Source organism: Microbacterium sp. DMC48 (assembly GCF_056313825.1).
The window spans coordinates 677,161-703,378 of sequence record NZ_JBQUZN010000003.1; the positions used below are offsets into that span (position 1 = coordinate 677,161).

At 70.5% G+C, this 26,218-nt stretch carries 26 protein-coding genes and 1 tRNA gene; 12 read left to right on the forward strand and 15 right to left on the reverse strand.

All coding sequences use genetic code 11. The annotated features are described in order from the left end of the window. Positions 1-200: 200 nt before the first annotated feature. On the reverse strand, positions 201-740 hold the full coding sequence (locus ACT53O_RS03145) for a YaeQ family protein (protein ID WP_476151312.1): 540 nt from the start codon (positions 738-740) through the stop codon (positions 201-203). Between the two features lie 74 nt (positions 741-814). On the opposite strand from ACT53O_RS03145, the gene ACT53O_RS03150 reads away from it, so the two are divergent. Next, a complete protein-coding gene (locus tag ACT53O_RS03150; protein WP_476151313.1) occupies positions 815-1,993 on the forward strand; it encodes a sensor histidine kinase in 1,179 nt (392 codons plus the stop codon). A 101-nt stretch (positions 1,994-2,094) separates the two neighbouring features. Beyond that, on the forward strand, positions 2,095-2,985 hold the full coding sequence (locus tag ACT53O_RS03155) for an aldo/keto reductase (protein WP_476151314.1): 891 nt from the start codon (positions 2,095-2,097) through the stop codon (positions 2,983-2,985). A gap of 18 nt (positions 2,986-3,003) precedes the next feature. Here ACT53O_RS03155 and ACT53O_RS03160 read toward each other — a convergent pair whose 3' ends face one another. The 8 genes from ACT53O_RS03160 to ACT53O_RS03195 all read right to left on the reverse strand — a co-directional run bounded on the left by ACT53O_RS03160 (position 3,004) and on the right by ACT53O_RS03195 (position 9,663). Next, positions 3,004-4,299, reverse strand: coding sequence for a flavin-containing monooxygenase (locus ACT53O_RS03160; RefSeq protein WP_112932357.1), 1,296 nt, complete (start codon positions 4,297-4,299; stop codon positions 3,004-3,006). Continuing rightward, the gene (locus ACT53O_RS03165) at positions 4,296-5,129 is read right to left on the reverse strand and encodes an aspartate/glutamate racemase family protein (RefSeq protein ID WP_476151315.1); all 834 of its coding nucleotides are present in this window, start codon (positions 5,127-5,129) and stop codon (positions 4,296-4,298) included. The genes ACT53O_RS03160 and ACT53O_RS03165 overlap by 4 nt, the downstream gene beginning before the upstream one ends. Then, positions 5,126-5,773: an amino acid ABC transporter permease gene (locus tag ACT53O_RS03170; RefSeq protein ID WP_135948629.1), complete on the reverse strand. Its 648-nt coding sequence runs from the start codon at positions 5,771-5,773 to the stop codon at positions 5,126-5,128. The genes ACT53O_RS03165 and ACT53O_RS03170 overlap by 4 nt, the downstream gene beginning before the upstream one ends. Further along, the gene (locus ACT53O_RS03175) at positions 5,770-6,432 is read right to left on the reverse strand and encodes an amino acid ABC transporter permease (protein ID WP_295777792.1); all 663 of its coding nucleotides are present in this window, start codon (positions 6,430-6,432) and stop codon (positions 5,770-5,772) included. The genes ACT53O_RS03170 and ACT53O_RS03175 overlap by 4 nt, the downstream gene beginning before the upstream one ends. A 1-nt stretch (position 6,433) precedes the next feature. After that, entirely contained in the window at positions 6,434-7,219 is a 786-nt protein-coding gene (locus ACT53O_RS03180) for an amino acid ABC transporter ATP-binding protein (protein ID WP_275574473.1), read from the reverse strand. 90 nt (positions 7,220-7,309) lie between these two features. Next, the gene (locus ACT53O_RS03185) at positions 7,310-8,182 is read right to left on the reverse strand and encodes a substrate-binding periplasmic protein (protein WP_135948630.1); all 873 of its coding nucleotides are present in this window, start codon (positions 8,180-8,182) and stop codon (positions 7,310-7,312) included. Positions 8,183-8,233: 51 nt separating this feature from the next. Then, positions 8,234-8,947: an SDR family NAD(P)-dependent oxidoreductase gene (locus ACT53O_RS03190; protein WP_135948631.1), complete on the reverse strand. Its 714-nt coding sequence runs from the start codon at positions 8,945-8,947 to the stop codon at positions 8,234-8,236. After that, the gene (locus ACT53O_RS03195) at positions 8,944-9,663 is read right to left on the reverse strand and encodes an SDR family NAD(P)-dependent oxidoreductase (protein ID WP_295014909.1); all 720 of its coding nucleotides are present in this window, start codon (positions 9,661-9,663) and stop codon (positions 8,944-8,946) included. Before ACT53O_RS03195 ends, ACT53O_RS03190 begins: the two co-directional genes overlap by 4 nt. A gap of 119 nt (positions 9,664-9,782) precedes the next feature. Here ACT53O_RS03195 and ACT53O_RS03200 point away from each other — a divergent pair, with 119 nt between their 5' ends. From ACT53O_RS03200 to ACT53O_RS03235, 8 genes are all read left to right on the forward strand, one after another. Continuing rightward, positions 9,783-10,718 (forward strand): LysR family transcriptional regulator, encoded by a 936-nt coding sequence (locus ACT53O_RS03200; RefSeq protein WP_036321221.1) that lies wholly within the window; start codon positions 9,783-9,785, stop codon positions 10,716-10,718. 63 nt (positions 10,719-10,781) lie between these two features. After that, complete coding sequence (locus tag ACT53O_RS03205) at positions 10,782-12,353, forward strand: amino acid permease (protein WP_476151316.1); 1,572 nt, start codon at positions 10,782-10,784, stop codon at positions 12,351-12,353. Positions 12,354-12,394: 41 nt separating this feature from the next. Further along, positions 12,395-13,027: a hypothetical protein gene (locus ACT53O_RS03210; RefSeq protein ID WP_036317833.1), complete on the forward strand. Its 633-nt coding sequence runs from the start codon at positions 12,395-12,397 to the stop codon at positions 13,025-13,027. 108 nt (positions 13,028-13,135) lie between these two features. Continuing rightward, positions 13,136-13,732, forward strand: a complete 597-nt coding sequence (locus ACT53O_RS03215; protein WP_476151317.1) for a copper resistance CopC family protein — start codon at positions 13,136-13,138, stop codon at positions 13,730-13,732. Beyond that, positions 13,729-14,322: a copper chaperone PCu(A)C domain-containing protein gene (locus ACT53O_RS03220; protein ID WP_239639970.1), complete on the forward strand. Its 594-nt coding sequence runs from the start codon at positions 13,729-13,731 to the stop codon at positions 14,320-14,322. The genes ACT53O_RS03215 and ACT53O_RS03220 overlap by 4 nt, the downstream gene beginning before the upstream one ends. Next, on the forward strand, positions 14,322-15,551 hold the full coding sequence (locus ACT53O_RS03225; RefSeq protein WP_476151318.1) for a Dyp-type peroxidase: 1,230 nt from the start codon (positions 14,322-14,324) through the stop codon (positions 15,549-15,551). Before ACT53O_RS03220 ends, ACT53O_RS03225 begins: the two co-directional genes overlap by 1 nt. Continuing rightward, entirely contained in the window at positions 15,548-16,336 is a 789-nt protein-coding gene (locus ACT53O_RS03230; protein WP_476151319.1) for a LuxR C-terminal-related transcriptional regulator, read from the forward strand. The genes ACT53O_RS03225 and ACT53O_RS03230 overlap by 4 nt, the downstream gene beginning before the upstream one ends. Then, positions 16,329-18,473 (forward strand): sensor histidine kinase, encoded by a 2,145-nt coding sequence (locus tag ACT53O_RS03235; protein WP_476151320.1) that lies wholly within the window; start codon positions 16,329-16,331, stop codon positions 18,471-18,473. Before ACT53O_RS03230 ends, ACT53O_RS03235 begins: the two co-directional genes overlap by 8 nt. On the opposite strand, the gene ACT53O_RS03240 is transcribed toward ACT53O_RS03235, so the two are convergent. The 4 genes from ACT53O_RS03240 to ACT53O_RS03255 all read right to left on the reverse strand — a co-directional run bounded on the left by ACT53O_RS03240 (position 18,440) and on the right by ACT53O_RS03255 (position 23,292). Further along, positions 18,440-19,987: a carbohydrate-binding protein gene (locus ACT53O_RS03240; protein ID WP_476151321.1), complete on the reverse strand. Its 1,548-nt coding sequence runs from the start codon at positions 19,985-19,987 to the stop codon at positions 18,440-18,442. The two genes, ACT53O_RS03235 and ACT53O_RS03240, sit on opposite strands and share 34 nt — an antisense overlap. Then, complete coding sequence (locus ACT53O_RS03245; RefSeq protein WP_476151322.1) at positions 19,984-22,212, reverse strand: glycosyltransferase family 2 protein; 2,229 nt, start codon at positions 22,210-22,212, stop codon at positions 19,984-19,986. The genes ACT53O_RS03240 and ACT53O_RS03245 overlap by 4 nt, the downstream gene beginning before the upstream one ends. A 173-nt stretch (positions 22,213-22,385) precedes the next feature. Then, positions 22,386-22,829, reverse strand: coding sequence for a MarR family winged helix-turn-helix transcriptional regulator (locus ACT53O_RS03250; protein ID WP_476151323.1), 444 nt, complete (start codon positions 22,827-22,829; stop codon positions 22,386-22,388). Positions 22,830-22,872: 43 nt separating this feature from the next. Then, positions 22,873-23,292, reverse strand: a complete 420-nt coding sequence (locus ACT53O_RS03255; protein ID WP_347418283.1) for an SRPBCC family protein — start codon at positions 23,290-23,292, stop codon at positions 22,873-22,875. Between the two features lie 102 nt (positions 23,293-23,394). On the opposite strand from ACT53O_RS03255, the gene ACT53O_RS03260 reads away from it, so the two are divergent. Further along, entirely contained in the window at positions 23,395-23,760 is a 366-nt protein-coding gene (locus ACT53O_RS03260) for a hypothetical protein (protein ID WP_135948639.1), read from the forward strand. 71 nt (positions 23,761-23,831) lie between these two features. Here ACT53O_RS03260 and ACT53O_RS03265 read toward each other — a convergent pair. After that, positions 23,832-23,922 (reverse strand) — tRNA-Ser (locus tag ACT53O_RS03265). Between the two features lie 122 nt (positions 23,923-24,044). Here ACT53O_RS03265 and ACT53O_RS03270 point away from each other — a divergent pair. Further along, on the forward strand, positions 24,045-25,472 hold the full coding sequence (locus tag ACT53O_RS03270) for an MFS transporter (RefSeq protein WP_433720190.1): 1,428 nt from the start codon (positions 24,045-24,047) through the stop codon (positions 25,470-25,472). Here ACT53O_RS03270 and ACT53O_RS03275 read toward each other — a convergent pair. Further along, positions 25,442-26,146, reverse strand: coding sequence for a DUF899 domain-containing protein (locus ACT53O_RS03275; protein ID WP_433720188.1), 705 nt, complete (start codon positions 26,144-26,146; stop codon positions 25,442-25,444). The two genes, ACT53O_RS03270 and ACT53O_RS03275, sit on opposite strands and share 31 nt — an antisense overlap. Positions 26,147-26,218: the final 72 nt, after the last annotated feature.

The window sequence follows — 26,218 nt, forward strand, 5'->3', positions numbered from 1 at the left end:
CGGCCGCGCCAGCAAGGCAAGCCCAAGCGAACCCCGCATCCCCGCGCGCCCGCCGGTCATCGCGCGCGCGCAGCGAGCCGGAACGCCGACACCGCGGTCACGAACTCCGCAGAAAGCCACGGACTCCGCACCGCGCAGCGGCGATGGATGCGGAGTACGCACGATTCTGCGGAGTTGGGCGGGGCGGGGCGGCGCGCGCGTCAGCTGAGCCGGTGCTCGTGCAGCGCCGACGACAGGCTCGCTCCGTTGACGTCGAGGTAGAGCTGGGCCTCCGTCACCGACAGGGTGACGGCGTTGCGCCGCTCGACGGCGTCTGCGGCGGCATCCACGAATCCCGCATCGAACGTTCGCAGCACGATGTCGTCGGCGCGATGGATCTTCTTGCCCGCCCAGAGCGGCAGCAGCTTGGCCGCGTCTCGGTGACTGTAGACGACGGTGCGGTCGGCGAGCTTGCTTCCACGGTGCAGTCGCTCGGCGTCGGGAGCCCCGACTTCGATCCATGTCGTGATCGCCCCGGTCGCATCCCGCACCAGCACCGCGGGTTCGTCGGTGGCCGAGACACCCTCGGTGAAGGCGATGCCCTCCTCGTACTCGAGGCAGTAGGCGAGCAGGCGCGTGAGCATGAAGGCGCCGGTCTCGGACGGATGCTGCGCCATCCGCAGCGACAGGCTCTCGTAGACGCCACGATCGACGTCGGCCACCTGCACGTCGAAGGTGTGCATCACCGCGCCCGTCGCCATGGCTCCAGCCTACGGCGCCCGCCGGGGCGGACCCGCCCATTATCCTGGTCGCAGCCGACAGGAGAAGAACGCGCATGCCGATCACCGACGCCGCTGCTCGTCGCGAGGCGATCGCCGATTACCGCATCGTCGGCGCCCCGGCCGAGCCCAACCTCGAAGGCCTGGCCGCGCTGGCGACGACGCTCTGCCACGTCAGCGGCGCCGCGGTCAACATCATCGACGACAGATACCAGTACCAGGTGGCGACGGCGGGGGTGGAGGCGGCGATCTGTGACCGCGACGACTCGATGTGCGCCGTCGTGCTGCCCGACGCCCGTCACGTCTGGGTCGCCGACGCGAGCGTCGACGAACGCTTCGCCGAGAACCCCTTTGTGACCGGCGCGCGCGGCCGTGTCCGCTTCTACGCCTCCAGCCCGCTCATCACTCCGGCGGGCGTCGCGATCGGAACGCTCTGCGTTTTCGACGACCATGCCGGCACTCTCACCGCGGAGCAGAGCTCCGCCCTGGATCTGCTGGCCGGGCAGGCCGTGGAGGTGCTGGAGCTGCGCCGGCTGACGCACGAGCTGGAGCGCTCCAACGATCAACTCGCGCACTTCGCCGGTCAGATCAGCCACGATCTGCGCAACCCGCTCACGGCTCTCATGGGCCAGATCGATCTCGCCCTGGACGGTGTGGACGACGGCGACGGGTCGCGCGCGACCCACGCGCTGCGTCGGGCGGATGCCGCGGCGGCGCGGATGAACGTCATGATCACCGAGCTGCTCGCCTATGCGCGGGTGGGCGGCGCGGAGGCCCACCGCGAACGCGTCGCGCTGGGACCGCTCGTGGAGGGCGTGATCGCCGACCTCGAACGAGCCGTCGCCGCGTTCGATGCCCGCATCACCGTGCGCATCGATCCGGACGACGCCATCGTCTGCGACCCGGCGCTGATCGCGGTGCTGCTGCAGAACCTCCTCGCCAACGCCCTCAAGTTCGCGGCAGCCGCCGGCGTCGCGCCCGTCGTCGAGCTGGACGCGCAGCGCGAGCCGACGGGGTGGGCGATCACCGTCGACGACAATGGTCCGGGTGTGGCGGCGCAGCTGCGCGACCGCGTGTTCGACATCATGGAGCGCGGCGACGCCGCCGACGTGCCCGGACTCGGGCTGGGCCTTGCCACCTCCCGGCGCATCGTGCAGGCCCACGGCGGGCGCATCGGCATCGAGGACGCGGCACTCGGGGGCGCACGCCTGCGGGTGAGCCTCCCCTCGGACTGACCGCCTCCGGACCGTCCGGATCGTCCGGGCGGCCCCGGGGTCGCAGGCATGCGGCAGAGTGGAGCGCGTACGTCGTCGTACGACCGACCGGAAGGAACCCCATGCAGCAGCGCACGATCGGACCGTTCACCGTCTCCGCGATCGGGCTGGGCGCCATGCCCGTCTCGATGAACAACGACAACGAGCTGCCCGATCGCGCCGATGCGATCGCGACGGTGCACGCCGCGCTGGATGCCGGGGTCACCTTCATCGACACCGCCGACATCTACGCACCCTCGTGGGATCAGATGGGTCACAACGAGCGCATCGTGCGTGACGCGCTGGCCTCGTGGGACGGCGACACGAGCGGCATCCTGGTCGGAACGAAGGGCGGCATCACGCGCACCGCCGAGAAGGACTTCGGCCGCGACGGATCGCTCGGCTACCTGCGCTCGGCGGTGCAGCGCTCGATAGAGAACCTCGGTGTCGAGGTCATCGACTTCTACCAGTACCACCGCCCCGACCGGTGGATGGTGTACGGCGAGATCATGCAGAACCTGAAGACCTTGCAGGACGAAGGCCTCGTGCGGGCACTGGGCATCTCCAATGCGAGCGTCGAAGAGATCGCGATCGCCGAGCAGGTGCTCGGCGCGGGCAACCTCGTGAGTGTGCAGAACCAGTTCTCGCCGCGGTATCCGGGCAGTTTCGGCGAGCTGCAGTACTGCGACGCGCACGGCATCGCCTTCCTGCCGTGGAGCCCGCTCGGCGGCACCGGCGGGGGCGGGCGCTCGGTCGGCGACCGGTTCGGCGTCTTCCGTGAGATCGGCGAGGCCCACTCCGTGAGCGCGCAGCAGGTCGTGCTCGCGTGGGAGCTCTCCCTGAGCCCGCGCGTCGTGCCGATTCCGGGGGCGCGACGCGCGGCATCCATCACCGACTCCGCGCGGGCCGCCGACCTCGTGCTCGACGCGGACGAGCTGGCGCGCTGCACCGCCGCGGTCGGGCTGGAGGTCTGACGCCCGCGCCGGAGCGCCTCAGCCCGCCGCGGCCACGGACTCGCTCCGAGAGAACGCGAACGCGTCAAGCAGCCGCTCCGTGTCGGCGAGCTGCTCCAACCACGTGACCCGCACGATGTCGACGCGGTCGTCGGCTTCCTGCAGGCGGCCGAGGTACTCCGCCACCGGGGCGAAGCCCGCAGGGGCGCTCTCGTGCAGCTCCAGCATCTTCATCGCCAGCTTCGTCTGCTCGCCGTAGATCGGAAGCTGCGGCCCGCGCGGTGCCGTCAGTCCGATGAAGTAGAGCTTCTCGAGACCCTTCGGCACGATGCCGCCGGCGTAGCGCAGCGGTACCGCGGAGCGCCGTTCCAGCAGCGCCTCGTCGAGGAACGGCAGGGAGACGTGGAAACCGGTCGCCCAGAGGATCGTGTCGTACTCCCCCTGCGTGCCATCCGCGAAGTGCACCGTGGTGTCCTCGATGCGCTCGATGCCGGGTCGGATGTGCACCCGGCCGTGCTGCACCCAGTACAGCAGCAGGTCGTTGACGACGGCCCGGCCCTCGGCGAGCGTGGTCGCGGCGGGGGCGGGCATACCGGGGTAGTCCTTGGCCTCGCCGATCGAGATCCGGGCGAGCATGCGGGCGATGAAGTCCTGCTCGGTCGGGGAGAACTGCGCCATCCATGCGACTTCCTGCCGGGGCACGCCGAAGTACGACTTGGGCTGGAAGAACATGCCCTCCCGCATGACGATGTCGACCTCGAGCCGGTGCTGGGCGGCGTCGACCGCGAGATCGCACCCGGAGTTGCCGGCACCGACGACGAGAACGCGGGTGCCGGTGATGTCGGAGGTGTTGCGGTACGACCCCGAGTGCACCTGCGTGCCGGAGAAGTCGCGGCTGATCGCGGGTACCTTCTGGTCCCACAGATGCCCGTTCGCGACGAAGACGCCGTCGTAGTCGCGGCTCTCTCCGGTGGAGAGCGTGACGCGCCACCCCGCCGATCCCACGGGTCCGTCCGCCGGGCGGGGCTCGACCGCCACGACGGCGACGCCGAAGACCACCTTCTCGTACAGGCCGTGCGCGCTCGCATAGGCGCCGAGGTAGTCGCGCACCTGATCACGCCGTGGGAAGTGGGGATAGTCCGCCGGCATGGGGAAGCCCTCGAACCCGGTCATGTCGCGCGAGGTGATGAGGTGGAGCGCGTCGTAGTCGGTGTTCCAATGTCCACCGACACGCTCGGACTTCTCGAAGCAGTCGACGTCGTATCCGGCACGGGTGAGCTGGACGACGGCCGACATGCCGGCCGCTCCGGCGCCGATCACGCAGTATCGGGTCATTCGGGTGTTCCTTCCTGGGAGGGGGATGTCGCATCGGTGCCGAGCAGGCTCCGTGCCACCGTTCGAAGGGCGTGGTTCCGGGGTCCGGTCGGACGCACATAGCCGCGCGCGGTGGGGGTGACGCCGGCATCGGCGAGCCGCTGCAGCTGCAGCACGTGTTCGAGAGCGAGCCGGTTCGGGTCGATGACGGGGACATCGCTCGCACCGCCCACGCAGGTGTAGCCGTGCGCGGCGAAGATCGCGCCGAGATATCCGCAGCCGACCACGATGGCGTCCGCGCCGTCATCGACGGCGCGGCGCGCGACGGCGTCGAAGCGTCCGATCAGATCGGTGGGGTCGGTGACGGCGCGCACCACGTCACGGTGCGTGGAATCCGGCGCGTAGGCGCGCACCGGGCGCGCAAGGAAAGCGGGAGCGCCCCCGAGCTCGCGGATCTCGTCGGCGAACACCGGGGTCAGGCTCTCGGCGACGGTGACGACGGCCGCGCGGCGACTGAGGGTCGAGAGCGCCCGCACGCTCGCCTCGGCGAGGCCGGTGACCGGCACCGACACGGCCGCGCGAACCGACGGCGTCGGCGCACCCCAGCATCCGATGACGATCGCGTCCATGTCGCCGGCGCTCTCCTCCTCCACGGCGCGAGCGAGCACGACGGCGTCGCTGAGCAGACGATTGGGCGCGGTGCGGATGCCGCCGGCGTCCACACCGGCGTGCACGAGGCGGGTCCGCACTCGCCCGGCCGCGAGGGCGTCGACGTAGTCGGCGAGAAAGCTCCACAACTCGTCCAACGCGCCGTCGCCGACAGTGGCTTCGAGCCAGACCAGCGTCTTCACGCGTACCCCCGGTTCAGGCGGCGCTCGACCCAGACCGACAGCCAGGTCGCGGGCACGGCGATCGCCGCGTAGATGAGACCGGTGAGGGCATACACCCACAGGTACTGGAAGGTGATGGTGCTCACCTGGTAGGCCTGGCTCATCAACTCGTTGACCGAGATCGAGTACGCGAGCGACGTGCCCTGGAACGACATGATGGCCAGGCCCATCAGTGCGGGGATGGACGCGCGCATGCCCTGCGGAAGCACGACCCGCACGAAGGTCGTCGTGCGCGACAGTCCCAGCGCCGCCGACGCCTCGCGCTGTCCGGCCGGCACCGACTGGATGCCCGAGCGGATCATCTCCGACGAGTAGGCGGCGGCGGTGAACGTGAGTCCGATGACCGCGGCCCAGAAGTTCTCGAAGAGCACTCCGAGGGCGGGCAGGCCGAAGTAGACGATGTAGAGGACCACGAGTGCGGGGATGCCACGGCCCACCTCGACGAGCACGAGACACGGCCAGCGCACCCACCCGCGTCGGGCCGAGACGCCGAGCGCGAAGAGCAGCCCGATGAAGTAGCCGAGCACGACCGACAGCGCGGTCAACTGCAGGCTGACGATGAGGCCCTGGCCCAGCCGTGGCAGGTAGACGGCGAGATCGATCATGCGACGACCCCCGCGCGCAGGCGCGTGTCGAGGCGACGTGCACTGATCGCGATCGGGATCGAGACCACCAGGTACACGGCCGCGGCCAGGAAGAAGGGAACGATGCCCGCGACGGCGGGATTCTGGCGGGCGAACATCGTGGCCTGGAAGACCATGTCGGCGACACCGATCGTCGAGGCGATCGACGAGTCCTTCAGCAGCGACAGCAGGAAGGTCGCCATCGAGGGCAGCGCCGTGCGGAACGCCTGGGGTGCGAGCACCCGGACGAAGGTCGTCGTGCGCCCGAGGCCGAGCGCGGCGGCCGCCTCGCCCTGCCCGCGGGCGACCGTGGCGAATGCGCCGCGGTAGATCTCCGCGAGGTAGGCGCTGGAGATGACGCCGAGGCCGACGACGGCGGCCGACAGCGAGTCGAAGCGGATCGTGCCCAGCTGCACGCCGAAGTAGATGAGAAAGAGCCACACGATCGGAGGGACTCCACGGACGATGTCCACGACCAGTCGCAGCGCCAGACGCAGCGGCGCGACACGCGAACGCAGGCCGAGCATGAGCGGGATGCCGAGGACGAGCCCGACCGCATACGCGAGCGCCGTGACGAGAAGGGTCATCGGGAGGCCGGCGAGCACGAGGAGCATCGCCGCCGAGATGTCGACGCCGCCCATCTCAACGCTCCAGCACGGCGCTCAGGAAGCGCCGGGTGCGCTCTTCGCGCGGATCGGCCATCACCTCGTTCGGCACGCCCTCCTCGATGATGCGCCCGTCGGCCATGACGACCAGGTGGTCGCCGACGTCGCGGGCGAACTGCATCTCGTGGGTGACGACGATCATCGTCATGCCCGACTCGGCGAGTTCGCGCATCACCGCGAGCACCTCGACGCCGACCTCGGGGTCGAGGGCGCTCGTCGGCTCGTCGAACAGCATGGCACGGGGGTTCAGCGCGAGGGCGCGCACGATCGCGATGCGCTGCTGCTGACCGCCGGAGCAGCGCCCGGGGTGCTGGTGTGCCTTGTCCTTGAGGCCGACCCGATCGAGCAGTGTCAGTGCGCGGGCCTCGGCCTCATCGCGGGAGCGCCCGAGGATCTTCTCCTGGGGAAAGGCGACGTTGCGCAGCACACTCATGTGCGGGAAGAGATTGAACGACTGGAACACCATCCCGACCTGGCGGCGGAGTGCCAGCAGGTCACGATCCGGCACGCGGCGGCCGGCGGTCACGGTCTGCGAGCCGACGGTGATGGTGCCGGCATCCGGGGTCTCGAGGAGGTTCACGCAGCGCAGCAGCGTGCTCTTTCCCGAGCCGGACGGACCGATGAGCGCGGTCACACTGCCCGGGCTCACCGTCATCGAGATGTCGTCGAGCACGAGGTGATCACCGAAGCTCTTGGACAGGTGGGCGATGCTCACGCCGGCGATCGCGAGCTCGTTGGCCTGCGTGATCAGGGGTCGGGACACGGGGTCTCCTCAGGTCCGAGGGGGGACGGGCGGGCGGGGTCGATCGGGGCGGCGGGGGCGTCCGGGGTCGCGCCCCCGCCGCCGCGGTGATCAGCGGATGGAGCCCGCCGCCTTGTCGGCGGGGACGATGAGCGAGTCGGGCAGGTCGTAGCTCGCGTTGAGCTTCGCGAGCGTGCCGTCGGCGCGGAAGCCGTCGATGAGCTCGCTGAACGCATCGGAGAGCGCCTTGTTGTCCTTGTCGATGGGGAAGGCGATCATCGGCTGCGACGTGGTGATCGCGACGCGGTCGTCCTCCTTCGCCGGCTTCACCTGGAAGCCGGTGTCCTTGTAGGCCACGGTCGCCACGGCGTAGCCGTCGAGCGCCGCCTGGATGCGACCGTTGAGCAGGTCCTGCTTCATCTCGGCCGTGCCCGGGTAGGTCTTGAACTTGTCGCCGAGGATGCCGGACATGTCGCCCTCCCACGAGAAGCCGGCGCCCGAGCCGACGGCGCCGACGCTCTCCAGTCCCGTGACCGTGTCGATGCCGTCCTTGGAGATGATGCCCATCGAGTCGTAGAAGGTCGGGCTGGTGAAGCCGACCTTCTCGGCGCGCGCGGCCGTGACGTACCAGCCACCGGTGATCATGTCGGTCTTGTGCTGCTCGCTGATCATCGGGATGCCGTTGGCATACGTGATCGGCACGAAGGCGAGGGCGAGGCACTCGGCGTCCGCGAGCTTGCGGACGACGTCGATCTCGAGGCCCGACGCGTCGGTGCCCTTCGTCTGGGTGTAGGGCAGGTTCTCGGGGACGCCGACGGTGAGCGTTCCGGGAGTGAACGTCTTCAGTCCCGCGTGCTTCGGTGTGCAGTCCGAGGCGACGGTGGAGGCGGGTGCGGCGGCGCCGGCGCAGCCGGTGAGCAGCACGGCGACGGAGGCGATGGACACGAGCGCGGTGGCGGCGCGTGCGCGGGTGATGCGGGGCATGGCTTCCTGCTTTCTGGAGTGGTGCTGGATGGGTTTTCGGGTGGGCTGTGGTCAGGTGGCGGTCAGGCCGCCGTCGATCGTGAGGACGGAGCCGGTGACGAACGACGAGGCATCGGAGACGAGGTAGCGCACGAGGGGCGAGATCTCCTCCGGTCGAGCCCGTCGTCCCAGGGGGGCACCGGTCGAACTGCCTCCGACGGGCTCGTCGTCGTTCATCGGCGTGTCGACGCCGCCGGGGCAGATCGCGTTGACGCGGACGCGCGGCGCGTATTCGATGGCCGCGACGCGAGTGAGCGCGATGACGGCGGCCTTCGATGCGGAGTAGGCCGCGTAGCCCGCGGTCCCGACCAGCGCCGCGGTGGAGGAGACGTTGACGATGGAGCCTCCCTCGCGCATGAGGGGTGCCAGTGCGCGGATGCCGAGAAAGGCGCCGAGCGCGTTCACCCTGTCGTGCAGCAGCCAGGTCGCGGAGTCGGTGTCGGCGATCCTGCCGTAGCGGAGGATGCCGGCGTTGTTCACAAGACCGACGACGGGTTGCGCCTCGTCCTCGAGCTGAGCGGCCAGCGCGGACCACCCGCCCTCGTCGCCGACGTCCAGCGAGTAGTACCGCGCGTCGGCTCCGCGCTCGCGCAGGCCCGCGGCGACCCTCTGCCCGGCGTCGTCCATGCGGTCGGCCAGAACCAGCGCGTAGCCCGCGTCGGCGAGGGCGGCGGCGTGGGCGGCGCCCTGACCACGCGCGGCCCCGGTGATGACGACGGTGCTCACCGCATCACGTCCGCGCCTGAGAGAACGATCGTCTCCCCGTCGAGGAAAGCGCCGTATTCGGGCTGGGACACGAGCCAGACCCAGGCGGCGATCTCCTCCGGCGTCGCGACGCGACCGAGCGGAATCGACGCCGCGGCGGCCTCCATGCGTCCGGTCGCCGCGTTGCCGGGGGTCGCGACCCAGCCCGGCGCGATGCCGTTGACGCGGATGCCGTCGGGCGCCAGTTCGAGCGCGAGAGCCTTCGTGAGCATGACGACGGCAGCCTTCGACGCACCGTAGAGCAGTTGGCCGCGTGAGACCGTGAACGCATCGACCGACGCGAAGTTCACGACGGAGGCGCCGCGACGCAGGCGTGGCCGGGCCGCGGCGATGACGTTGAGCACGCCGAGCACGTTGATGTCGAAGATGCGCCGGTAGGTCTCCTCGTCGTACGTCGCGAGGGTGGTCGGCGGGTAGACGCCCGCGATGTTGGCGACCACATCGATGCCCTCGTCGCCCGACAGCGCCCCATCGATGGCCGCAACGACCGCGTCGCGGGAGCGGACGTCGGCCACGATGCGCCGGAGGGAGCCGCCGGGCTCGACGTCGGTGTCGGGCCACGCGACGTCGAGGGCGACCACGGTGTAGCCGCGCTCCAGGAACAGCGTGACCGTGCTCGCGCCCATTCCGCTCGCTGCCCCGGTGACAAGGGCGACCGGCGGTGTCGTGGTCTGCATGGGGTGGTCTCCTCGGGTCGGTCGGGCCGTGTAAAACCAGTGGACCATCGACGCGCTACCAAGGACAATCCTCAAACCTTTATAGTCAACAGAGGAGAAACCTATGAAAAGGAGGCTCCGTGGCCACTCCCACCGTGCGCCAGCTGCAGTACTTCCTCACCGCCGCCCGGTTGGGAACGTTCTCGGCGGCGGCCGCCGAGCACCACATCGCGCAGCCCAGTCTGTCGGAGCAGATCTCGGTGCTCGAAGCGAGCCTGGGCGTGCGTCTGTTCACCCGCACCACGCGACGACTACTGCTCACCGATGTGGGCAAGCAGCTCGTGCCCCTCGCCGAGAAGACCCTGGCCGATGTTGACGAGATCGCCGACTTCGGCAGGCGCGTCGGCTCACTCGAAGAGGGCACGGTGCTCTTCGGCACCTTCAACAGCGCGCACCTGTATCTGCTCACCGATCTCATCCGCGAGTTCCATTCCCGGCATCCGGCGGTCAAGGTGAAGGTGACCGGGCTCAACTCCTCCGAGGTCGCCGAGTCGGTGCGAAACGGCGACCTCGAAGCCGGCATCGTCCAGTTGCCGATCGATGACCGGCAACTGCGTCTGATCCCCGGAGTCTTCGTCGACCACGTGGTGTACGTGTCGCGCAATCCGGAGCACACCCGCGCTCCGATCGACATCGCGACCCTGTCGACGCGGCCCCTCATCCTCTCCGAGGCCCGGTGGTCGCTCGACGATCCCCTCCGGGTCTCACTGCTCGAGCGGGCGCAAGCGGCGGGAGTTCGACTCGACCCGATCATCGAAGTCGAGTTCCAGACGCACGCCCTCGAGCTCGCGGCCCAAGGGGTCGGCGACTCCCTCGTGTCGTATCACGTGGGGCGATCGGTGATCGCGGAGCGCGGGCTGTACATGGCCCCGCTGACGCCCGCGGTGGAGGAGCACTACGCGTTCGTCACCCGACGCGCGGGATCGATCTCGCCGGCCACCGCGGCGTTCATGGAGCTCGCGCGCCAGATCCTCGCGGGCCTCCAGGGGCCGGCACCGGCCCCGACCATCGGCTGATTTTTCACGACACGCGTGCGCGCGTGCCACGCCAGCGAAACACGCCGCCTCCATGATTGCGGGATGACGGACAACGAGGCGCTCTCGCGCATGGATCCCGAGGATGCCCGCGAGAACGCGCGCGAGCTGACGGGAGATCGCACCGAGGCCGCGCAGGACTTCTCCAGCGAGGACGCCGGGTACCACAAGACGCTGCGCCCACGACAGATCCAGATGATCGCCATCGGCGGCGCCATCGGAACGGGTCTGTTCATGGGCGCCGGCGGCCGCCTCGCCTCCAGCGGCCCCTCGCTGATCCTCGTCTACGCCGTGTGCGGCTTCTTCGCCTTCCTCATCCTGCGCGCGCTCGGCGAGCTGGTGCTGCACCGCCCCTCGTCGGGCTCCTTCGTCTCGTACGCCCGCGAGTTCTACGGCGAGAAGCTCGCGTACGGCGCGGGGTGGATGTACTTCCTCAACTGGGCCATGACCTCGATCGTGGACGTCACCGCCGCGGCCCTGTACGTGAAGTTCTGGGCGCAGTACTGGCAGCCGTTGCAGCAGGTGCCGCAGTGGACGATCGCCCTGATCGCCCTGGTGGTCGTGCTCTCACTCAACCTCGTGAGCGTCAAGCTGTTCGGCGAGATGGAGTTCTGGTTCGCGCTCATCAAGGTCGCCGCGCTCGTCATCTTCTTGATCGTCGGGACCTGCTTCCTGATCTTCAACGGCGCGACCGATGTCGGCGCCACGGGCTTCAGCGTCATCGCCGAGAACGGCGGCCTCTTCCCCATGGGCTTCGTCGCGCCGCTCCTCGCGATCTCCGGCGTCGTGTTCGCCTACGCCGCGATCGAGCTCGTCGGCACCGCCGCCGGTGAGACCGCCAACCCGGAGAAGGTCATGCCGAAGGCGATCAACACGGTGGTCTTCCGCATCGCGATCTTCTACGTCGGCTCGATCCTGCTGCTGTCCCTGCTGCTGCCGTTCAGCACCTACGAGGCCGGGCAGTCGCCCTTCGTGACGTTCTTCTCGCACATCGGCTCGCCCGAGACCGGCGCGATCGCAGGTTCGGTCATGAACTTCGTCGTGCTGACCGCAGCCCTGTCGAGCCTCAACGCGGGCCTGTACTCCACCGGTCGCATCCTCCGCTCGATGTCGGTGAACGGCTCGGCGCCCGCCTTCACCGCGAAGATGAGCAAGAACGGCGTCCCCTACGGCGGCATCCTGCTGACGGCCGCCATCGCCCTCGCGGGCGTCGGCATCAACGCGCTGTGGCCGTCGCAGGCGTTCGAGATCGTGCTTGAGGTATCGGCTCTCGGCATCATCGGCGGCTGGGCGACCATCATCCTCTGCCAGCTCAAGCTCGTGAAGTGGGCGAAGCAGGGCACGCTGCAACGGCCCTCGTTCCGCCTCTTCGGCGCCCCGTTCACCTCATACCTGACGCTCGCGTTCCTCGCGTTCGTGCTCGTCACGATGGGCTTCTCGGAGACCGGCCGATGGGTGCTCGCCTCGCTCATCGTGCTGATCCCCGCGCTCATCGTCGGCTGGTTCGCCGCGCGCGGCAAGATCCAGGCCGCCGTCGCGGCACGGGAGGGCTACACGGGCACCTACCCGGTGATCGCCGAGCGCCCGGCGACAGAGGCGGCCAAGCGGCGCCGTTGATCGAGGAGGGGCACGCGGCGCCGACCTGGCAGACTGGGCGCATGCGTCGCTCCCGGACTCCGCGCGTCGCGCGGGGTGCGATCGTCGCCTCCGTCGCGACGTTCACGGCGCTGCTGTCGCACGTCGTCGCGGGAGGCGCGGTTCCGGGGCCGCTCGGCATCCTCGCCCCGTGGCTGCTCGCACTCATGGCATCGACGCTGCTCGCCGGCCGCTCCCTCTCCTTCGCGCGGCTCGGCGCCAGTGTGGTGCTGAGCCAGGCGCTGTTCCACACGCTGTTCGTCATGGGCGCGGTCGCGCCCACGGCAGCGATGCCCGCGATGTCGCATCACGATCACGGCGCGATGAGCCTCGGGATGGATGCCGCGAGCACCGCGCCGGCCGCGGGGTTCCTCTCCGCGTTGTGCGCCGACCCGGCCATGTGGGCGCTGCACGCGATCGCTGCGATCGTCACCGTGGCGCTGCTCTACCGCGGCGAACGTGCCGCCCGGGCGCTGCTGACGCTCGCGGCCGACATCCGCGCCTGGGCGCGACGCATCGCTGCGCGCGCCGCCGCGCTGCCCCCGACCGCTCTTCCGGTCCCCCTCCTGGCCGAGACGATCGGCTGGATCGTCCGCCCCGCGGCGCATGTCGGGGATGATCGGCGCCGCGGCCCGCCCCTGACTCTCGCGCTCTGATCCCTGTCCCGCCCGTGACGCGAAGTCCGGGCGGGGATCCGCGTGCGCGCCGACGCGTCGTCCACCCGGACGTCTCTGCATCGGCGTGCGATCGATCGGTGGTGTGCTGTGTCGTCGTCCCGTTTTCATCTGCGAGCTGCCCTTCTCGCCGCGGCCCTGGCGGCCGCGGCAGTGCTCGTGCCCGCTGCGCCGGCCGCGGCTCACGACGAGCTGCTGGCGAGTAGTCCGAGCCCGGGCGCGGCACTCGACAGCGCGCCGACGGAGGTGACGCTCACCTTCTCGGCCGACGTGCTGACGATCGGTGCGGCCGTCATCGTCGCCGACGGCGCGGGGAAGGACTGGGCAGCGGCCGCACCCGCCGTCGACAACGGCGTGGTGTCGGTGCCGCTCGTTCCGGCGCTTCCCGCCGGCGGATACGAGATCCGCTGGCGCGTCGTCTCGCAGGACGGGCATCCGATCAGCGGGGTCATCCCGTTCACGATCGGAGGCGCGGCGCCGCTGACGCGGACACCCGTCGCCACGCCGGCGACGCGCGCAGCATCGGACGCCGCCTCCACCGCCGACACCACCCCACAGGACCAGAGCGCACGAGAGGACCAGGGGATCATCCGCATCCTCCTGGTCGGCGCGGGCGGGGCGATCATCGCCGTCGCCGCCTACGCCGCCTTCCATCTCCTCCGCCGTAAGAAAGGCACTTCACAGTGAGCATCCACACCACCACCCGCACCCGCCTGACCGTCGCCGCGCGCGCCGGCGCTCTGCTGAGCGTCGGCCTGCTGGCGCTCGCCGGGTGCGCCACCACGACCCCGTCGGCGGGATCGACCCCCTCGACGTCGGCGAGCGCCGCCGACACCAGCGGCGCCGCCGTGACGATCTCCGACGCGTGGGTCAAGGCGGCCGACTCCGGCATGTCCGCCGCCTTCGGCACTCTCCACAACGACTCGAAGACGGACATCACTCTCGTGTCGGCGACCTCGCCGGCATCGTCCATGCTGCAGCTGCACGAGACCGTCGCCGATGCGTCGGGCGCCATGGTCATGAAGGAGAAGAGCGGCGGGTTCGTCATTCCGGCCGGGGGCGATTTCGTGCTCCAGCCGGGCGGCAATCACATCATGCTGATGGACCTGACCGCTCCTCTGAAAGCCGGGGAGGACACCACCTTCACTCTGACGTTCTCCGACGGCTCGACCACGGAGTTCTCGGCGCCGGTGAAGGACTACTCCGGCGCGAACGAGAACTATCAGGGCGGGGACATGCAGATGAGCCCCACCCCCTCGACGACGCCGAGCCACTGATGGCGGCGCCCGAACAGGGCGCGCGTCGACCGTCGTCGACCCGGCGGCAGTTCCTCCTCGGAGGGGCTGTCGCCGGTGTCGGCGCCGCCGCTGCGATCGGCGTCGACCTCGCCCTCACCTCCACGGCACCCGCGGGCCCGCCGGCGGCGGCATCCGTCCCGCTCAACGGCGCGGATGTCGTGCCGTTCCACGGCGTGCATCAGGCCGGGATCGACACCGACGCCCAGGCGCACGCCACCTTCGTCGCGCTCGATCTTCGTGCCGACGTCGACCGCGAGGGGCTGCGGCGCCTGTTGCGCGTCCTGTCCGACGACGCCGGGCGGCTCACCCAGGGCTCACCCGCCCTCGCCGACTCCGAACCGGAACTCGCCGCAGCACCGGCGCGCCTCACCGTGACCTTCGGCTTCGGGCCGGGCCTCGTCGCCCGCGCCCAGGGCACGGGGCCCGCATGGCTGAGGCCGCTGCCGCCGTTCGGGATCGACCGCCTGCGCGACGAGTTCAACCACGGTGACCTGCTGCTGCAGATCGCCGGCGACGACCCGCTGACCGTCGCCCATGCGACGCGCATGCTGCTGAAGGACGCGCGCAGCTTCGCCCAGGTCCGCTGGACGCAGCAGGGGTTCCGTCGCGCGTACGGCACGGTCGCTCCCGGCACCACCATGCGCAACCTGTTCGGTCAGGTCGACGGCACCGCCAACCCGCAACCCGGCACGACGCACTTCGACGAGGTCGTCTGGTCGGATGCCGGGTGGCTGGCCGGCGGCACCGGCGCGGTCGTCCGCCGCATCCACATGGACCTCGACAAGTGGGACAAGCTGGACCGCCCGGGTCGAGAGGACTCCGTCGGCCGCACCCTGTCCAACGGCGCGCCGCTCACTGGCACGGCCGAGCACGACGAGCCCGACTTCGACGCGAAGACCCCGATCGGCTTCCCCGTGATCCCCGAGTTCTCTCACATGCGTCGCTCGCGGCCCGATGATGCGAGACAGCGGATCTTCCGTCGTGGCTACAACTACGACGAGCGACCGGCAGGGGGAGACGTCTCCGATTCCGGACTGATCTTCGTGTCGTTCCAGGCCGACGTCGACGCTCAGTTCGTGCCCATCCAGCGGCGGCTCGACGAGCTCGACCTGCTCAACGAGTGGACGACGCCGATCGGGTCGGCGGTGTTCGCCATCCCTCCGGGATGCCAGCCGGGCGGGTACATCGGCGAGACGCTGCTGGCGTGAGGGGACGCCGCCGCGAGCCCACCGGTAATAATGCGGAATCGACGGCGCGCGCCTCGCGTCGTGCCCCTATTCTGGAGCGGCGCGAGGTGCGGCACATCCACCGCCGGGGGGTCGGCTCGAAGAGAGGTGTCCTGGGGATGGTGGATGCGGCATCCGTCGCCGTCGTCGACGACCACGAGCTCGTCGCGATGGCGGTGCAGAACCTCCTCGCCGCGACATCCGAGGTCGTCTTCGTCGGTCACGCCCGCACGGTCGACGAGCTGGTGCGTCGTTCGCCGCGCGCCGATCTGGTGCTGCTCGATCTGAGCCTGCGCGACGGAACTCATCCCGCGGACAACGTCGCGGCGCTGCGCCAGTGGGGCGCCCAGGTCCTCGTGCTGACCTCGGGCGAGGACCCCTACCTCGTGCGCGCCGCCTCACGCGCCGACATCCGCGGCGTCGTGAGGAAGTCGGCGCCGTCGGCGGGCCTGTTGACCGCGATCGTGTCAGCGTCGCGCGGCGAACACGTCTCGACGGCGGAATGGGCCTCGGCGCTCGACACCGATCCCCTGCTGGAGGGCGCCCCCCTCACCGCACGCGAACGCGAGGTCCTGGCGTTGTACGCCTCGGGGCTGGGGGCGCGGGACGTCGCGACGCGGCTGTTCATCTCCGAGAACACGGTCAACGATCACCTCCGTCGCATCCGCTCGGTCTACCACCAGCTGGGGCGCCCGGCCGCGACGAAGGTCGAGCTGTATCAGCGGGGCCTCGAAGACGGCTACGTGCCGGTGCCACGGCGTGAGTGACACGGATGCCGCGGAGCGGGCGGCTCGGCGGGTGCTGCTGGCCACCAGCGGGGCGATGGTCGCCGCCGTCGGCACGTTCAACGTCACCGTCGTGGCCCGCGAACACCCCGTCCTCCCCCTCTGGTATCTGATCGTCGTGATCGCCGCGGCGGCCACCACCATCGTGGGCGGGGCGGCCTCTCCCCTGCTGAGCACCCGGATGCTGCGCCGTACGGCGGGGGCGGCGACGGTGCTGTTCTGGGCGACGGTCATCCTGTTCGCCCCGGCGGCGGCGATGTCGGAGGTGGAGCGCATGCCATGGGTGCTGACCGCCTCCAGCGCCGCGACGGCCTGCGCTCTCGTCGCCTTCGGTCCGCGTGCGGCGTGGGCCACCCTGGCGATCGGGACCCTCGCGGGAGTCGCCTACCGTCTCACGTTCGGAGGCTCCGATCTGGACGGAATCGTCAACGACTCGCACGCCCTGCTGACCGCGGCCGTGGTCTGCGTGCTGGGCGGGCATGTGCTGTCGGTGGGCGCCGGGCTGGACGCCGCCGCGGCCGAGCGGCGTGCCGCCGCCGCCCGCGAGTCGTCCGAGCGGGGCCGCCTGGCGGCGCGGACGCACGCGGCCGCCCTCGTCCACGACGAGGTGCTGGCGACGCTCGTGCTGGCCGCCTCCGAGCTGCCCGTTCCGCTGGATCGGCTCGCCGTCCAGGCGCGGCGCGCGGCGGCGATGGTCACATCTCTCGTCGACGACGGCGCACGCGAGCCTCTCCCCCTGGATGCCGAGCTCGTCATGGAAGCCCGTCGGCACGGTGCGGAGCTGACCTGCGACATCGACGGCCCCCTCCTGCTCGATGACGGGGTGACCACGGCGATGCTGGGGGCGACACGACAGGCGCTGACCAACGCCGCCCGGCATGCCCCGCTCGCGCGGCGACAGGTGCATCTGCGCGCACGGGAGAACGACGTGCGCATCGACATCGTCGACGATGGTCCCGGCTTCGAGATGGCCCGGATCGGCGATGATCGGCTCGGCATCCGCCAGAGCATCGTCGGGCGCATCGAACGCCTCTCGGGCGGCGCCGCCGAGATCGTCTCCGCGCCCGGCGTCGGCACCCGCGTCACACTGCGGTACGCGAAACCCGCCGTCGGCGTCGAGATGGCGGCGGTCACCGACTCCGCGGCGCTGCGGCGCGGCGTGACCCGTATCGGCGTGGGCTACGTCGTTCTGCAGGGGCTGTGCGCAGCCGCCGCGACGGTCATGGCACCGCACACGTGGGCCCTGCAGCTGGCGGCCTTGGTGCTGATCCTGACGACCGCCGAGCTGCTGCGCCGGTCGCTGCCCGCGGCGCCGTCATGGCCCCGGTCGTTCGGTGTCATCGCCCTGGTGGTCGGCACGACGATCGCGACGGTCGTCGTCGCCCCGCTCACCTACGGCACCCTGTGGCCGGTGATGGCGCTGTCGTTCCTGCTCGTGCCGCTGGCCCTGCGAGGACGCACCGGCACGGCACTGGTCGGCGCCGCGCTCGTCGTCGGCGTCCTGATCGCGGCGGGAGCCGCGCAGGGCGTCGCCGCCGGTCAGATCCTCCAGCTGGTCACCCGCCCGGGGCTCGTCGTCGGGGTCGCCGCGCTGATGCTGTACGTCATCGCGCGCATGCAGAGCCGCATCGTCGTGCTGCATCACGAGGCCGTCGCCGCGGCGGAGAGGCAGAGCTGGTCGATGTCGGCTCGTGCCGAACTGCGCGAACGCGCCGACGATCTCGCCGCCTCCGTGGTCCCGCTGTTGAACCGCATCGCCGAAGGGCGCCCTCCCTCATCCGAAGAGCGCCGCGCGTACGCGGCGCAGGAGGGCCGGCTGCGTGATGACCTCCGAGCCGGCGGGCTGGCACGTGAACCTCTGCGCAGCGCCGTCGCCGCGGCGCGTGCGCGCGGAGTCGACGTCGTTCTGCTCGATGACAGCGGCGGGTGCGCGGACGACGGTATCGAAGCGGCCGTGGGCTGGATGGCCGAGAGCGTCGCCGAGGCACGTCGGCACGTCGTCGGGCGCCTGCATCCGGACGGAAGAGCGGTGCGGGCGACCATCGCCGTCGACGGCCGCCCACACGTGTTCGACGCCGTCAGCGGTCACGACCCGTCGAGGAGCTTCCACGGCGAGTAGTCGTGGTCGAGCACCGATCGATCGGGGCGCTGTCCGCGCGACCACCACCGTGCCTCGTATCCGCTGCCGTCGTACATGACGCGGTCGCCCTGGTTGTACAAGGCGGCGGCGGACCATTCCGGGTAGGTGCCCTCCGGCAGCTGAGGAAGGGTGAACGGGCGGTCGGACGAGAGCACGGGGCCCACGTAGGTCCAGGCCGAGGCCGCGGCATCCAGGGAGGGGTCGTCGGGCTGGGGGCCGTCTTCGTTCCACCACTTCGACACGTAGACCGAGCCGCGCCAGACCACGAACACCCCCGCCGAGTAGAACGACTGCGACGTCCACAACGGGAAGGGACTGGTGGTGGCGTCGTCGGGGACGACCGGGCCGTCGTACGGGGTGACGGGCTCCCCCGACGGCGTGCCGGTGTGCCCGTCGGCGAGGATGCCGGCGAAGCTCACGCCGGCCTGATCGATGCCGCTGCACAGGGGCGAGACCCGATGCACGAGCGGGTAGTTCGATCCGCAGGTGCGGTCGCGGTTGAGCGACCACATCGACATCCGCGCGACGCCCTGCGCGGAGGCGAAGGCGGCGAGCGCCCGGGCGTCATCGAGGGTGAAGACCTCGCGCTCGATGTCGCTCTGGCCGATCATCGGGGTCGCACCCAGCAGCGCCCAGGCCCCGCCCGGCGGCAGGGCACGACCGTGGGCGCCCCACAGGTCGGTGACCTGGCGCGCGGTGGCGTTCAGCGCGCTGATCGCGAGCGCGGAGGTCGAGGCTGTGCGATCGTCGGCGTTGAAGTCCATCGTCATGGCGTTGACGCCGGCGACCTCGACGCCGCCGTCGAGCATCGACGAGACCTGGGCGGATCCCTGGGGGGTGAGACCGTCGGGGGCGACCGGCAGGGTGAGCCACACCCGCAACGCCCTGCCTTCGGCACTGCGCTGCTTCTGCAGCAGCGCGATCGCAGCGGCGCGGCGGGTCGTCGCCGCCGCGTCGTCGAGGGCGTCGCGTTCGATATCGAGGTCGACCGTGTCGATGCCGTACCGGTCGAGCACGGTGCCGTACGCCGTTGCCAGGGCGTCGACCGTCGTGCACGCGGAGGCCAGCTCGGTGTTCAGGGCGCCGCCGAACGACACCGCGAGCGGGCGCCCCTCTCGGTGCATCCGCTCGACGCGACGATCGAGCTGGAAGCGCTGTGCGGCGTCGTCGAGGGTGTATGTCCGCCCCCACGTGGGCGTGCAGTCGTCGTCGCTCGCCGCGACGACGAAGGCGAGCACCAGTCCGCCGGGTGCGGCATCCATCGTGCTGCGCGACAGCTCATCACCGGATTCGAGCGTGACGTCGTAGTACGGCGCGAACCAGCGGTGGGCGGCATCGGCGCCCGTCGCCGTCGGGGGCAGCGTCGGCACGACGGCGGCCGCGGTCGCGCCGAGCCCGAGCGCGACCACGACGGCCACGCTGAGAGCGAGCCGCCCGAACGACAGCTCTCGTCCGGCGAATCGCGAGCGCCGGGGCGCGTGCACCGGGCTCATGAGAGCGCCCCGATCGCCTCGCGCGGACCGTCGTCGAGCACCACGGCCCACCGCGGCGAGGTGACGAGGGCGGGCGCGGCGGCATCCTTCTTCTCCACCCAGATCCAGTCCATCCACGCGAACCAGAGATCGGATGCCGCGGCACGCACCCCGATGAGGCGCACGATCGCCCACAGCGTCGCGACCGCGGTGAAGCCCGCGAACACCGCGGTCCCCCACGCCCCGGCCGTGCCCGCGCGCACGCCGACGGCGCCGGCGACGAGCACCATCGCCATGGGCGCCAGGACGAAGAACGCCGGCACGCGGGTGCGCGACGACACTTTCGGCGTCCGCGCGAACCGTGCCTTGCGCCCGGTGAGGATCTGCAGCACCGACGCCGCACTGCCGGCGAGGTTGACGGGCAGCAGAAGGAGATTGAGTCCGTAGATGGCGACGATGTCCCGCCGGTGGTAGCCGAGGAGGCGCAGATCCGAGGCCATCTCGACGAAATACGGCAGTGCGATGAGCATGAGCAGGAGGGTGACCAGTTGCCCGTCCATGGGGTAGAGCGTGAGGACGGCGAGCAGGCCCAGGGTGACCCACGAGATCGAACCGAGGTAGTTCAACCGGAGCAGCCGCTCGGCGACGCGCATCGGCTCGCCGTCCCGGCGGCGGCGAGCCGCGAGGGCGCGCAGGGCAGGGATGATCAGCAGTCCGCCGTCCGCCCAGCGGCGGCGCTGGATGACGAGGGAGCCGAAGTCGGGCGGTGTGGCGCTGTAGCTGAGGCGCTCCGGGTAGTTCATGAGCGTCCAGCCGTGTTCGGCGATCTCGATGCTCGACTCGGTGTCCTCGATGGCCGTCCGGTCGGAGATGTATCGCACGATGCGCGTGCCGTCTTCCACCGTCTCACGCCGCAGCGATGCCAGAGCCTGCCAGCGCAGCACGGCGTTCGCGCCCACCCAGAATGTGGCCCCGAATGCCGTGAGGCCCTGGTGCACGATGTGCTGCAGGTCGGTGGTCGCCCCGGCGATGCGTTCGAGCCGCGTCGGAGCCCCGCGGTAGGCCGAGTAGGGGGTCTGAGCCACCGCCACGCGCGCGTTCTCCGGCTGCTCGAGGGCGTGCACCAGTGTCGCGCAGTATCCCGGCAGCAGCATCGAGTCGGCGTCCAGCGTCAGCACGAAGTCGGGCTCGGCCACCTCGAGCGTGCCGCGTCCTGTCCCGGCATCCTCGAGCACACGGCGCCCATCCACCACCCGTTCCCGGTAGCGACCGCCGATGAGGCCGAGGTAGGAGTTCAGGTTCATGGCCTTGTTGGGCACGTGCGAGAACGACGCATAGCGCCGGCGCTCGAACGTGGAGGTCTCGGCTCCGAAGATCCGCACGAGACGGCTGGCGAGTTGATGAGCACGGGCGAGCGTCAGGGGCGCCGCACCGCTTTCCGCGGCCTCGAGCAGCGCCGCGGCGGTCGCGTCGAGATCGGATGCCAGCCGTCGCAGCACCTGCTCGACGAAGAAGACCTCCACGTGCGTCCGCGTCGGCGCCTCGTCGGCACGTGCGTGCAGCCACCGCGCGCACGCTGCGTGCTCGCGCATCACGACCTCCGTCGCCTCGGCGGGGGAGAGCGCGCCCGAGCGAATGCGGGCGGCGGCGGCATCCACGCGCTCGAAGACCGGGCGCAGCGCGGCATCCAGCTCCGCCGTCAGGGCGCGGCATCCCTCCAACCCCGCGCGCGCCGCATCGTCGATCGGCTCGGGGTCGTCGTCGAGCAGCAACACGACGTTCAGCCGCGGGAACTCCTGCAGCGCCACGGACCAGAGCGCCATCCGCACGAGGTCGGGATCCTCGCGCCGCGACGGCAACAACGCCGTCAGCAGGGGCTCGTGGTCGGAGTAGTGCTCATCGATCGCGATGCGGCGGGGGTGGCGATGCGCCGCGAGACGAGGGAGCGCGCCCGCCCGCGCGAGCAGGTACATGCAGGCCGAGAAAGTGAGTGCGGTCACCGAGACGAGGAACACGGTTGTGGCCAGCAGCTGGGTGGCGTCGACGAGCGCACCGCCGCGCGAGAGGGCGACGATCACCGTGGCGAGGTAGAGCATCCACAGCACCACGCAGGAGATCAGTGCGACCCGAGATCGCGCGATGCGGGCTGTGGAAGGGCGCGCGTGCGTGGCGGGCTGCGGGGTCGCGTCGCGATCGGTGCCGCGCTGTCGGCGACGGGCGCGGGTGACGGCAGTGTCTGAGGTCATGGTCGACGTTCCTTCGACGGGGGGCCGAGGCGTCGGGGAGTCGCCGCGGCGACGCGGCCGACAAGTCCCAGGTCGGTCACGTTAAGCGCCATCGTGCCCGCAGCGGCTGCCTCGGCGCGGCCGTTTCGACCACCGGAATCGGTGGTTTCCCGCGGCACTCGACGAAAGCCGCCTTACCGATCCAGGCGCGAGAGGTGCTCGATGAGCCGCATCGGCAGGCCGGAATCCGCACCGAAGAAGTCGTCGTCTGCGGCTTCGACCGCACTGTTGGCCGCCCTCGCCAGGCGCTCCCCTGCAGCGGTGGCCAGCACGCGCCGCGCCCTGGCGTCAGCGGGGTCGACGCGCCGTTCGACGAGCCCCTTTGCTTCCAGCGCGCGGAGCACCTGCGAGACCATCATGGGGTCCGTGCGCACGGTGTGGGCGAGGTCGACCTGGGTGGTTCCTTCAGGATCGGCTCGCCAGGTGAGGGCGGCGATCAGCACGAACTGCACGTGCGTCAGGTCGAACGGTGCGAGCGTGCGGCGCATCACCGCCTGCCACCGATTGGTGACACGCCAGAGCATGAATCCCGGGCTGGCGTCATCGGACTCGAATCGCGTGTGCAACCCCGCTGTCATGCGTCGTTCTTCGCCTCCTCGATCGGCACCGAGAGCCACTCTGTCACGGGGTCTCGACGAGTGCGATGAGACGATCGAGATCCTCCGGGACCGAGACCGAGAACCCCTTGAAGGCCGTCCGCGCCCACACCCGCGCGAGGGGACCGGTCATCCACACGCGGACGGTGAGCGTGGACCCATTGGGCGCGGACTCCACCGTGTGTCGGAACGTGAGGCGGGCCCCCGGCACGCTGCTGACGTCGGTGTACACGCGGTCCTGCTCGCACTCGGAGATCGTGAACCGGGTCTTCGGGCCGCCCACCGGCTTCAATACGCCCCGTGTGCCGGCGCGCACGGGGCCCTCCACACGCACCCACTCGGTGTCGGGCGACCACTCCGGCCATGACGCGTGGTCGATCCATCGCGCGAAGTAGTCTGCGGGCGCGGCGGAGGAGGTGCGGACGGCGGCAGCGAGTTCCATCATGGATTTAATATGCGCGCTTACTATACGGATGTCAAGTGCCGTGACATTCGGGCCTTCCCGGTGCTCGTGATCAACGAGCGCCGGCACCGATATGGTCACCTCATGTCGATCCCCGCTGACAGCCCCCTCGCCACGGCACCTTCGCCGACACCCGATGCCTACCGAACGTTCGGAATCGTCGGATTCGTGCTGTCGTTCTTCGTCATCCTCAATCTCGCCGGACTCGCGATCAGCATCATCGCGTTGGTCGGCTCTCGTCGGCAGGGGCACCGCAACGGACTCGCGCTCGCGGGCGTCGTCATCGCAGGCGCCGGCGTCGCCGTGACACTGGTGATCGTGTTCGTGCTCGGCGCCACCGTGGTGGATGCCGGGCAGACCTGTGCTCGCCTCGGAGAAGGCGTGCACACCGCGGGACCCGCGACCTACACCTGCGGCCCCGGCTCCTTCTACGTCCGCTATGGCGGTTGACCGACAGCGAAAGCACCGATGACGAAGGCCCCGACATCCGCGCGATTTCGCGGGAGTCGGGGCCTTCGTGATGGCGGTGACGGTGGGATTTGAACCCACGGTAGGGGGTTACCCTACACAACTTTTCGAGAGTTGCACCTTCGGCCGCTCGGACACGTCACCGCCGACTAGCTTACGACACTCCGCGGGATGCCGCGAACCGGCTGCAGCGAGGGTGGCCCTGCCCACCCCCTTCACGATGTCGCCGGGGCGCCCTAGCGTGAGGGCATGGGAGAGCTCGGGCGATGACGCGGCAGATGACACCACAGCAGCGACTCGTCCTCGTGATCGCCATCCTGGGGTCGTTCGTCGCTTTCCTCGACGGCACCATCGTCAACGTCGCCCTCCCCGCCATCGCCCGCGACCTCGGCGGCGGCCTGTCAACCCAGCAGTGGACGGTCGACGCCTACCTCGTGACACTGGGTGCCCTCATCCTGGTGGCCGGCGCGGTGAGCGATGCGTTCGGCCGGGTTCTCGTGCTGCGCATCGGCCTCATCGGCTTCGGCATCGCCTCGGTGGGTGTCGCCCTCTCCCCCACCCCTGAACTCCTCGTCGCCGCACGTGCGGTCCAGGGTGCCGCCGGGGCTTTCCTCGTGCCGAGCTCTCTCGCCCTCATCACCGCGACGATGCACGAACCGCTGCGCTCTCGCGCCATCGGCATCTGGACGGCATCCACGACGGGCGCCATGATCATCGGCCCCCTGGTGGGCGGACTCATCGTCGACAACTCTTCGTGGCGATGGGCGTTCGGGATCAACCTGCTGCCGATCGGCATCGCGCTGTGGCTGCTGACACGGCTCGAGCACCGTGACGAACGCCGCGCGGGCGCCCGGGTCGACGTGCTCGGGGCGATCATGTGCACCCTCGGCCTCGGCGCGGCCGTCTTCGCCCTCATCGAGCAGCCGAACCTCGGCTGGGGGTCCCCGGCGATCTGGATGCCGGGGCTCGCCGGCCTCGTGCTGCTCGCCGGATTCGTCTGGCGACAACGCCAGGTCGCCGACCCGATCCTGCCGCTCGATCTCTTCCGCAGCCGCAACTTCTCCGCCGGCAACCTGTCGACGCTGTTCATCTACGCGGCGCTCGCCCTCAACGGGTTCGTCCTGGCCGTCTACCTGCAGCAGGGGGCCGGCCTCAGCGCGACCCTCGCGGGCCTCGCCAGTCTGCCCTCGACCCTGCTCATGATCGCGCTCAGCTCACGCATCGGCACCCTGGTCGGACGATGGGGACCGCGTCTGTTCATGACCGTCGGGCCACTCATCATGTCGGTCGGCGCGCTGTTGCTGCTGCTCGTCGCCGACGACTTCGACTACTGGTGGCAGGTGCTCCCGGGCATGGTCGTGTTCGGGCTCGGACTCGCCTTCACCGTGTCTCCCCTCACCTCGACGATCCTCGGGGCCGCCGACCCGGAGCGATCCGGCATCGCCTCCGCGGTCAACAACGCCGTCGCCCGCGTGGCGGGGCTGCTGCCGATCGCAGCCCTTGCCGCGATCACCGGTGGCGCACTCGATCTGGCGGGCTTCCACCGGGCGGCGGTCACCACGGCCGCGCTTCTCATCGTCGGCGGGCTGGTCTCGCTTCTCGGCATCCGCAACCCTCGGCGATCCACCTCCGCTGCGTCGGGAGGAGATGCCGAGGGAGTCGCTCACCCGGCGGCGGAGCCTCCGGGCCCGTAGAGCGCCGCGATGCCGGGCGACCCGATGCCGCCCTCGTAGGTCGGATGCTGCGGCCACCCGGGCGGCGAATCCTCCCACGCCTCCTGCCGCCCGTATGGCAGCACGTCGATCAGGCCGTGAAGGTGTCCGAGCTGCTCGGTGCCGCGCCCGTCGGTGTGCCACGTGCGGTACACCTTCTCGCCGTCGCGCAGGAACACGTTGACCGCGAACCCCGCGTCCGGCGGCGCCCCCATGTCGGCCCCGAACGGACTGTGCGCCGTCGAATACCAGTCCATGCGGTTGCCCACACGCTCCCGGTAGGCGAGCGCCTCGTCGATCGGACCCTGCGTCACGATGACGAACCGTGCGTCGTAGTCGTCGAGGAACTCCAGCCGCGTGAATTGGGCCGTCCAGCTCGTGCAGCCCGGGCACTGCCACGGCTTCCCGTCCGTCCACATGTGGCTGTAGACGATCAACTGTCGCCTGTCGCCGAAGATGTCGACGAGGCGCACGGGACCGTCGGGACCCTCGAGCACATAGTCGGGCAGCTCGACCATCGGCAGACGTCGCCGCTGCGCAGCGATCGCGTCGAGCTCTCGGGTCGCCGCCTTCTCGCGCACGCGCAGAGCGGCCAACTCGCGCCGCCAGGTGTCGAGGTCGACCACCGGAGGCAGGGCAGGGGCATCGTCCGTCATGCCGGCATCCTTCGCCCCTCGGACGCCGTCCGCAAGACCCCCCTGCACACCGCCGTTTCGCACGGCTGCGGC

What these genes read in the sequence shown, in the direction of transcription:
- ACT53O_RS03260 (WP_135948639.1), top strand. Translation starts at nt 23,395, where the DNA reads ATGTCGATCCCCGCTGACAGCCCCCTCGCCACGGCACCTTCGCCGACA.
- ACT53O_RS03155 (WP_476151314.1), top strand. Translation starts at nt 2,095, where the DNA reads ATGCAGCAGCGCACGATCGGACCGTTCACCGTCTCCGCGATCGGGCTG.
- ACT53O_RS03210 (WP_036317833.1), top strand. Translation starts at nt 12,395, where the DNA reads ATGCGTCGCTCCCGGACTCCGCGCGTCGCGCGGGGTGCGATCGTCGCC.
- ACT53O_RS03185 (WP_135948630.1), bottom strand. Translation starts at nt 8,182, where the DNA reads ATGCCCCGCATCACCCGCGCACGCGCCGCCACCGCGCTCGTGTCCATC.
- ACT53O_RS03160 (WP_112932357.1), bottom strand. Translation starts at nt 4,299, where the DNA reads ATGACCCGATACTGCGTGATCGGCGCCGGAGCGGCCGGCATGTCGGCC.
- ACT53O_RS03205 (WP_476151316.1), top strand. Translation starts at nt 10,782, where the DNA reads ATGACGGACAACGAGGCGCTCTCGCGCATGGATCCCGAGGATGCCCGC.
- ACT53O_RS03195 (WP_295014909.1), bottom strand. Translation starts at nt 9,663, where the DNA reads ATGCAGACCACGACACCGCCGGTCGCCCTTGTCACCGGGGCAGCGAGC.
- ACT53O_RS03270 (WP_433720190.1), top strand. Translation starts at nt 24,045, where the DNA reads ATGACGCGGCAGATGACACCACAGCAGCGACTCGTCCTCGTGATCGCC.
- ACT53O_RS03225 (WP_476151318.1), top strand. Translation starts at nt 14,322, where the DNA reads ATGGCGGCGCCCGAACAGGGCGCGCGTCGACCGTCGTCGACCCGGCGG.
- ACT53O_RS03275 (WP_433720188.1), bottom strand. Translation starts at nt 26,146, where the DNA reads ATGACGGACGATGCCCCTGCCCTGCCTCCGGTGGTCGACCTCGACACC.
- ACT53O_RS03150 (WP_476151313.1), top strand. Translation starts at nt 815, where the DNA reads ATGCCGATCACCGACGCCGCTGCTCGTCGCGAGGCGATCGCCGATTAC.
- ACT53O_RS03250 (WP_476151323.1), bottom strand. Translation starts at nt 22,829, where the DNA reads ATGACAGCGGGGTTGCACACGCGATTCGAGTCCGATGACGCCAGCCCG.
- ACT53O_RS03170 (WP_135948629.1), bottom strand. Translation starts at nt 5,773, where the DNA reads ATGATCGATCTCGCCGTCTACCTGCCACGGCTGGGCCAGGGCCTCATC.
- ACT53O_RS03240 (WP_476151321.1), bottom strand. Translation starts at nt 19,987, where the DNA reads ATGAGCCCGGTGCACGCGCCCCGGCGCTCGCGATTCGCCGGACGAGAG.
- ACT53O_RS03175 (WP_295777792.1), bottom strand. Translation starts at nt 6,432, where the DNA reads ATGGGCGGCGTCGACATCTCGGCGGCGATGCTCCTCGTGCTCGCCGGC.
- ACT53O_RS03245 (WP_476151322.1), bottom strand. Translation starts at nt 22,212, where the DNA reads ATGACCTCAGACACTGCCGTCACCCGCGCCCGTCGCCGACAGCGCGGC.
- ACT53O_RS03255 (WP_347418283.1), bottom strand. Translation starts at nt 23,292, where the DNA reads ATGATGGAACTCGCTGCCGCCGTCCGCACCTCCTCCGCCGCGCCCGCA.
- ACT53O_RS03145 (WP_476151312.1), bottom strand. Translation starts at nt 740, where the DNA reads ATGGCGACGGGCGCGGTGATGCACACCTTCGACGTGCAGGTGGCCGAC.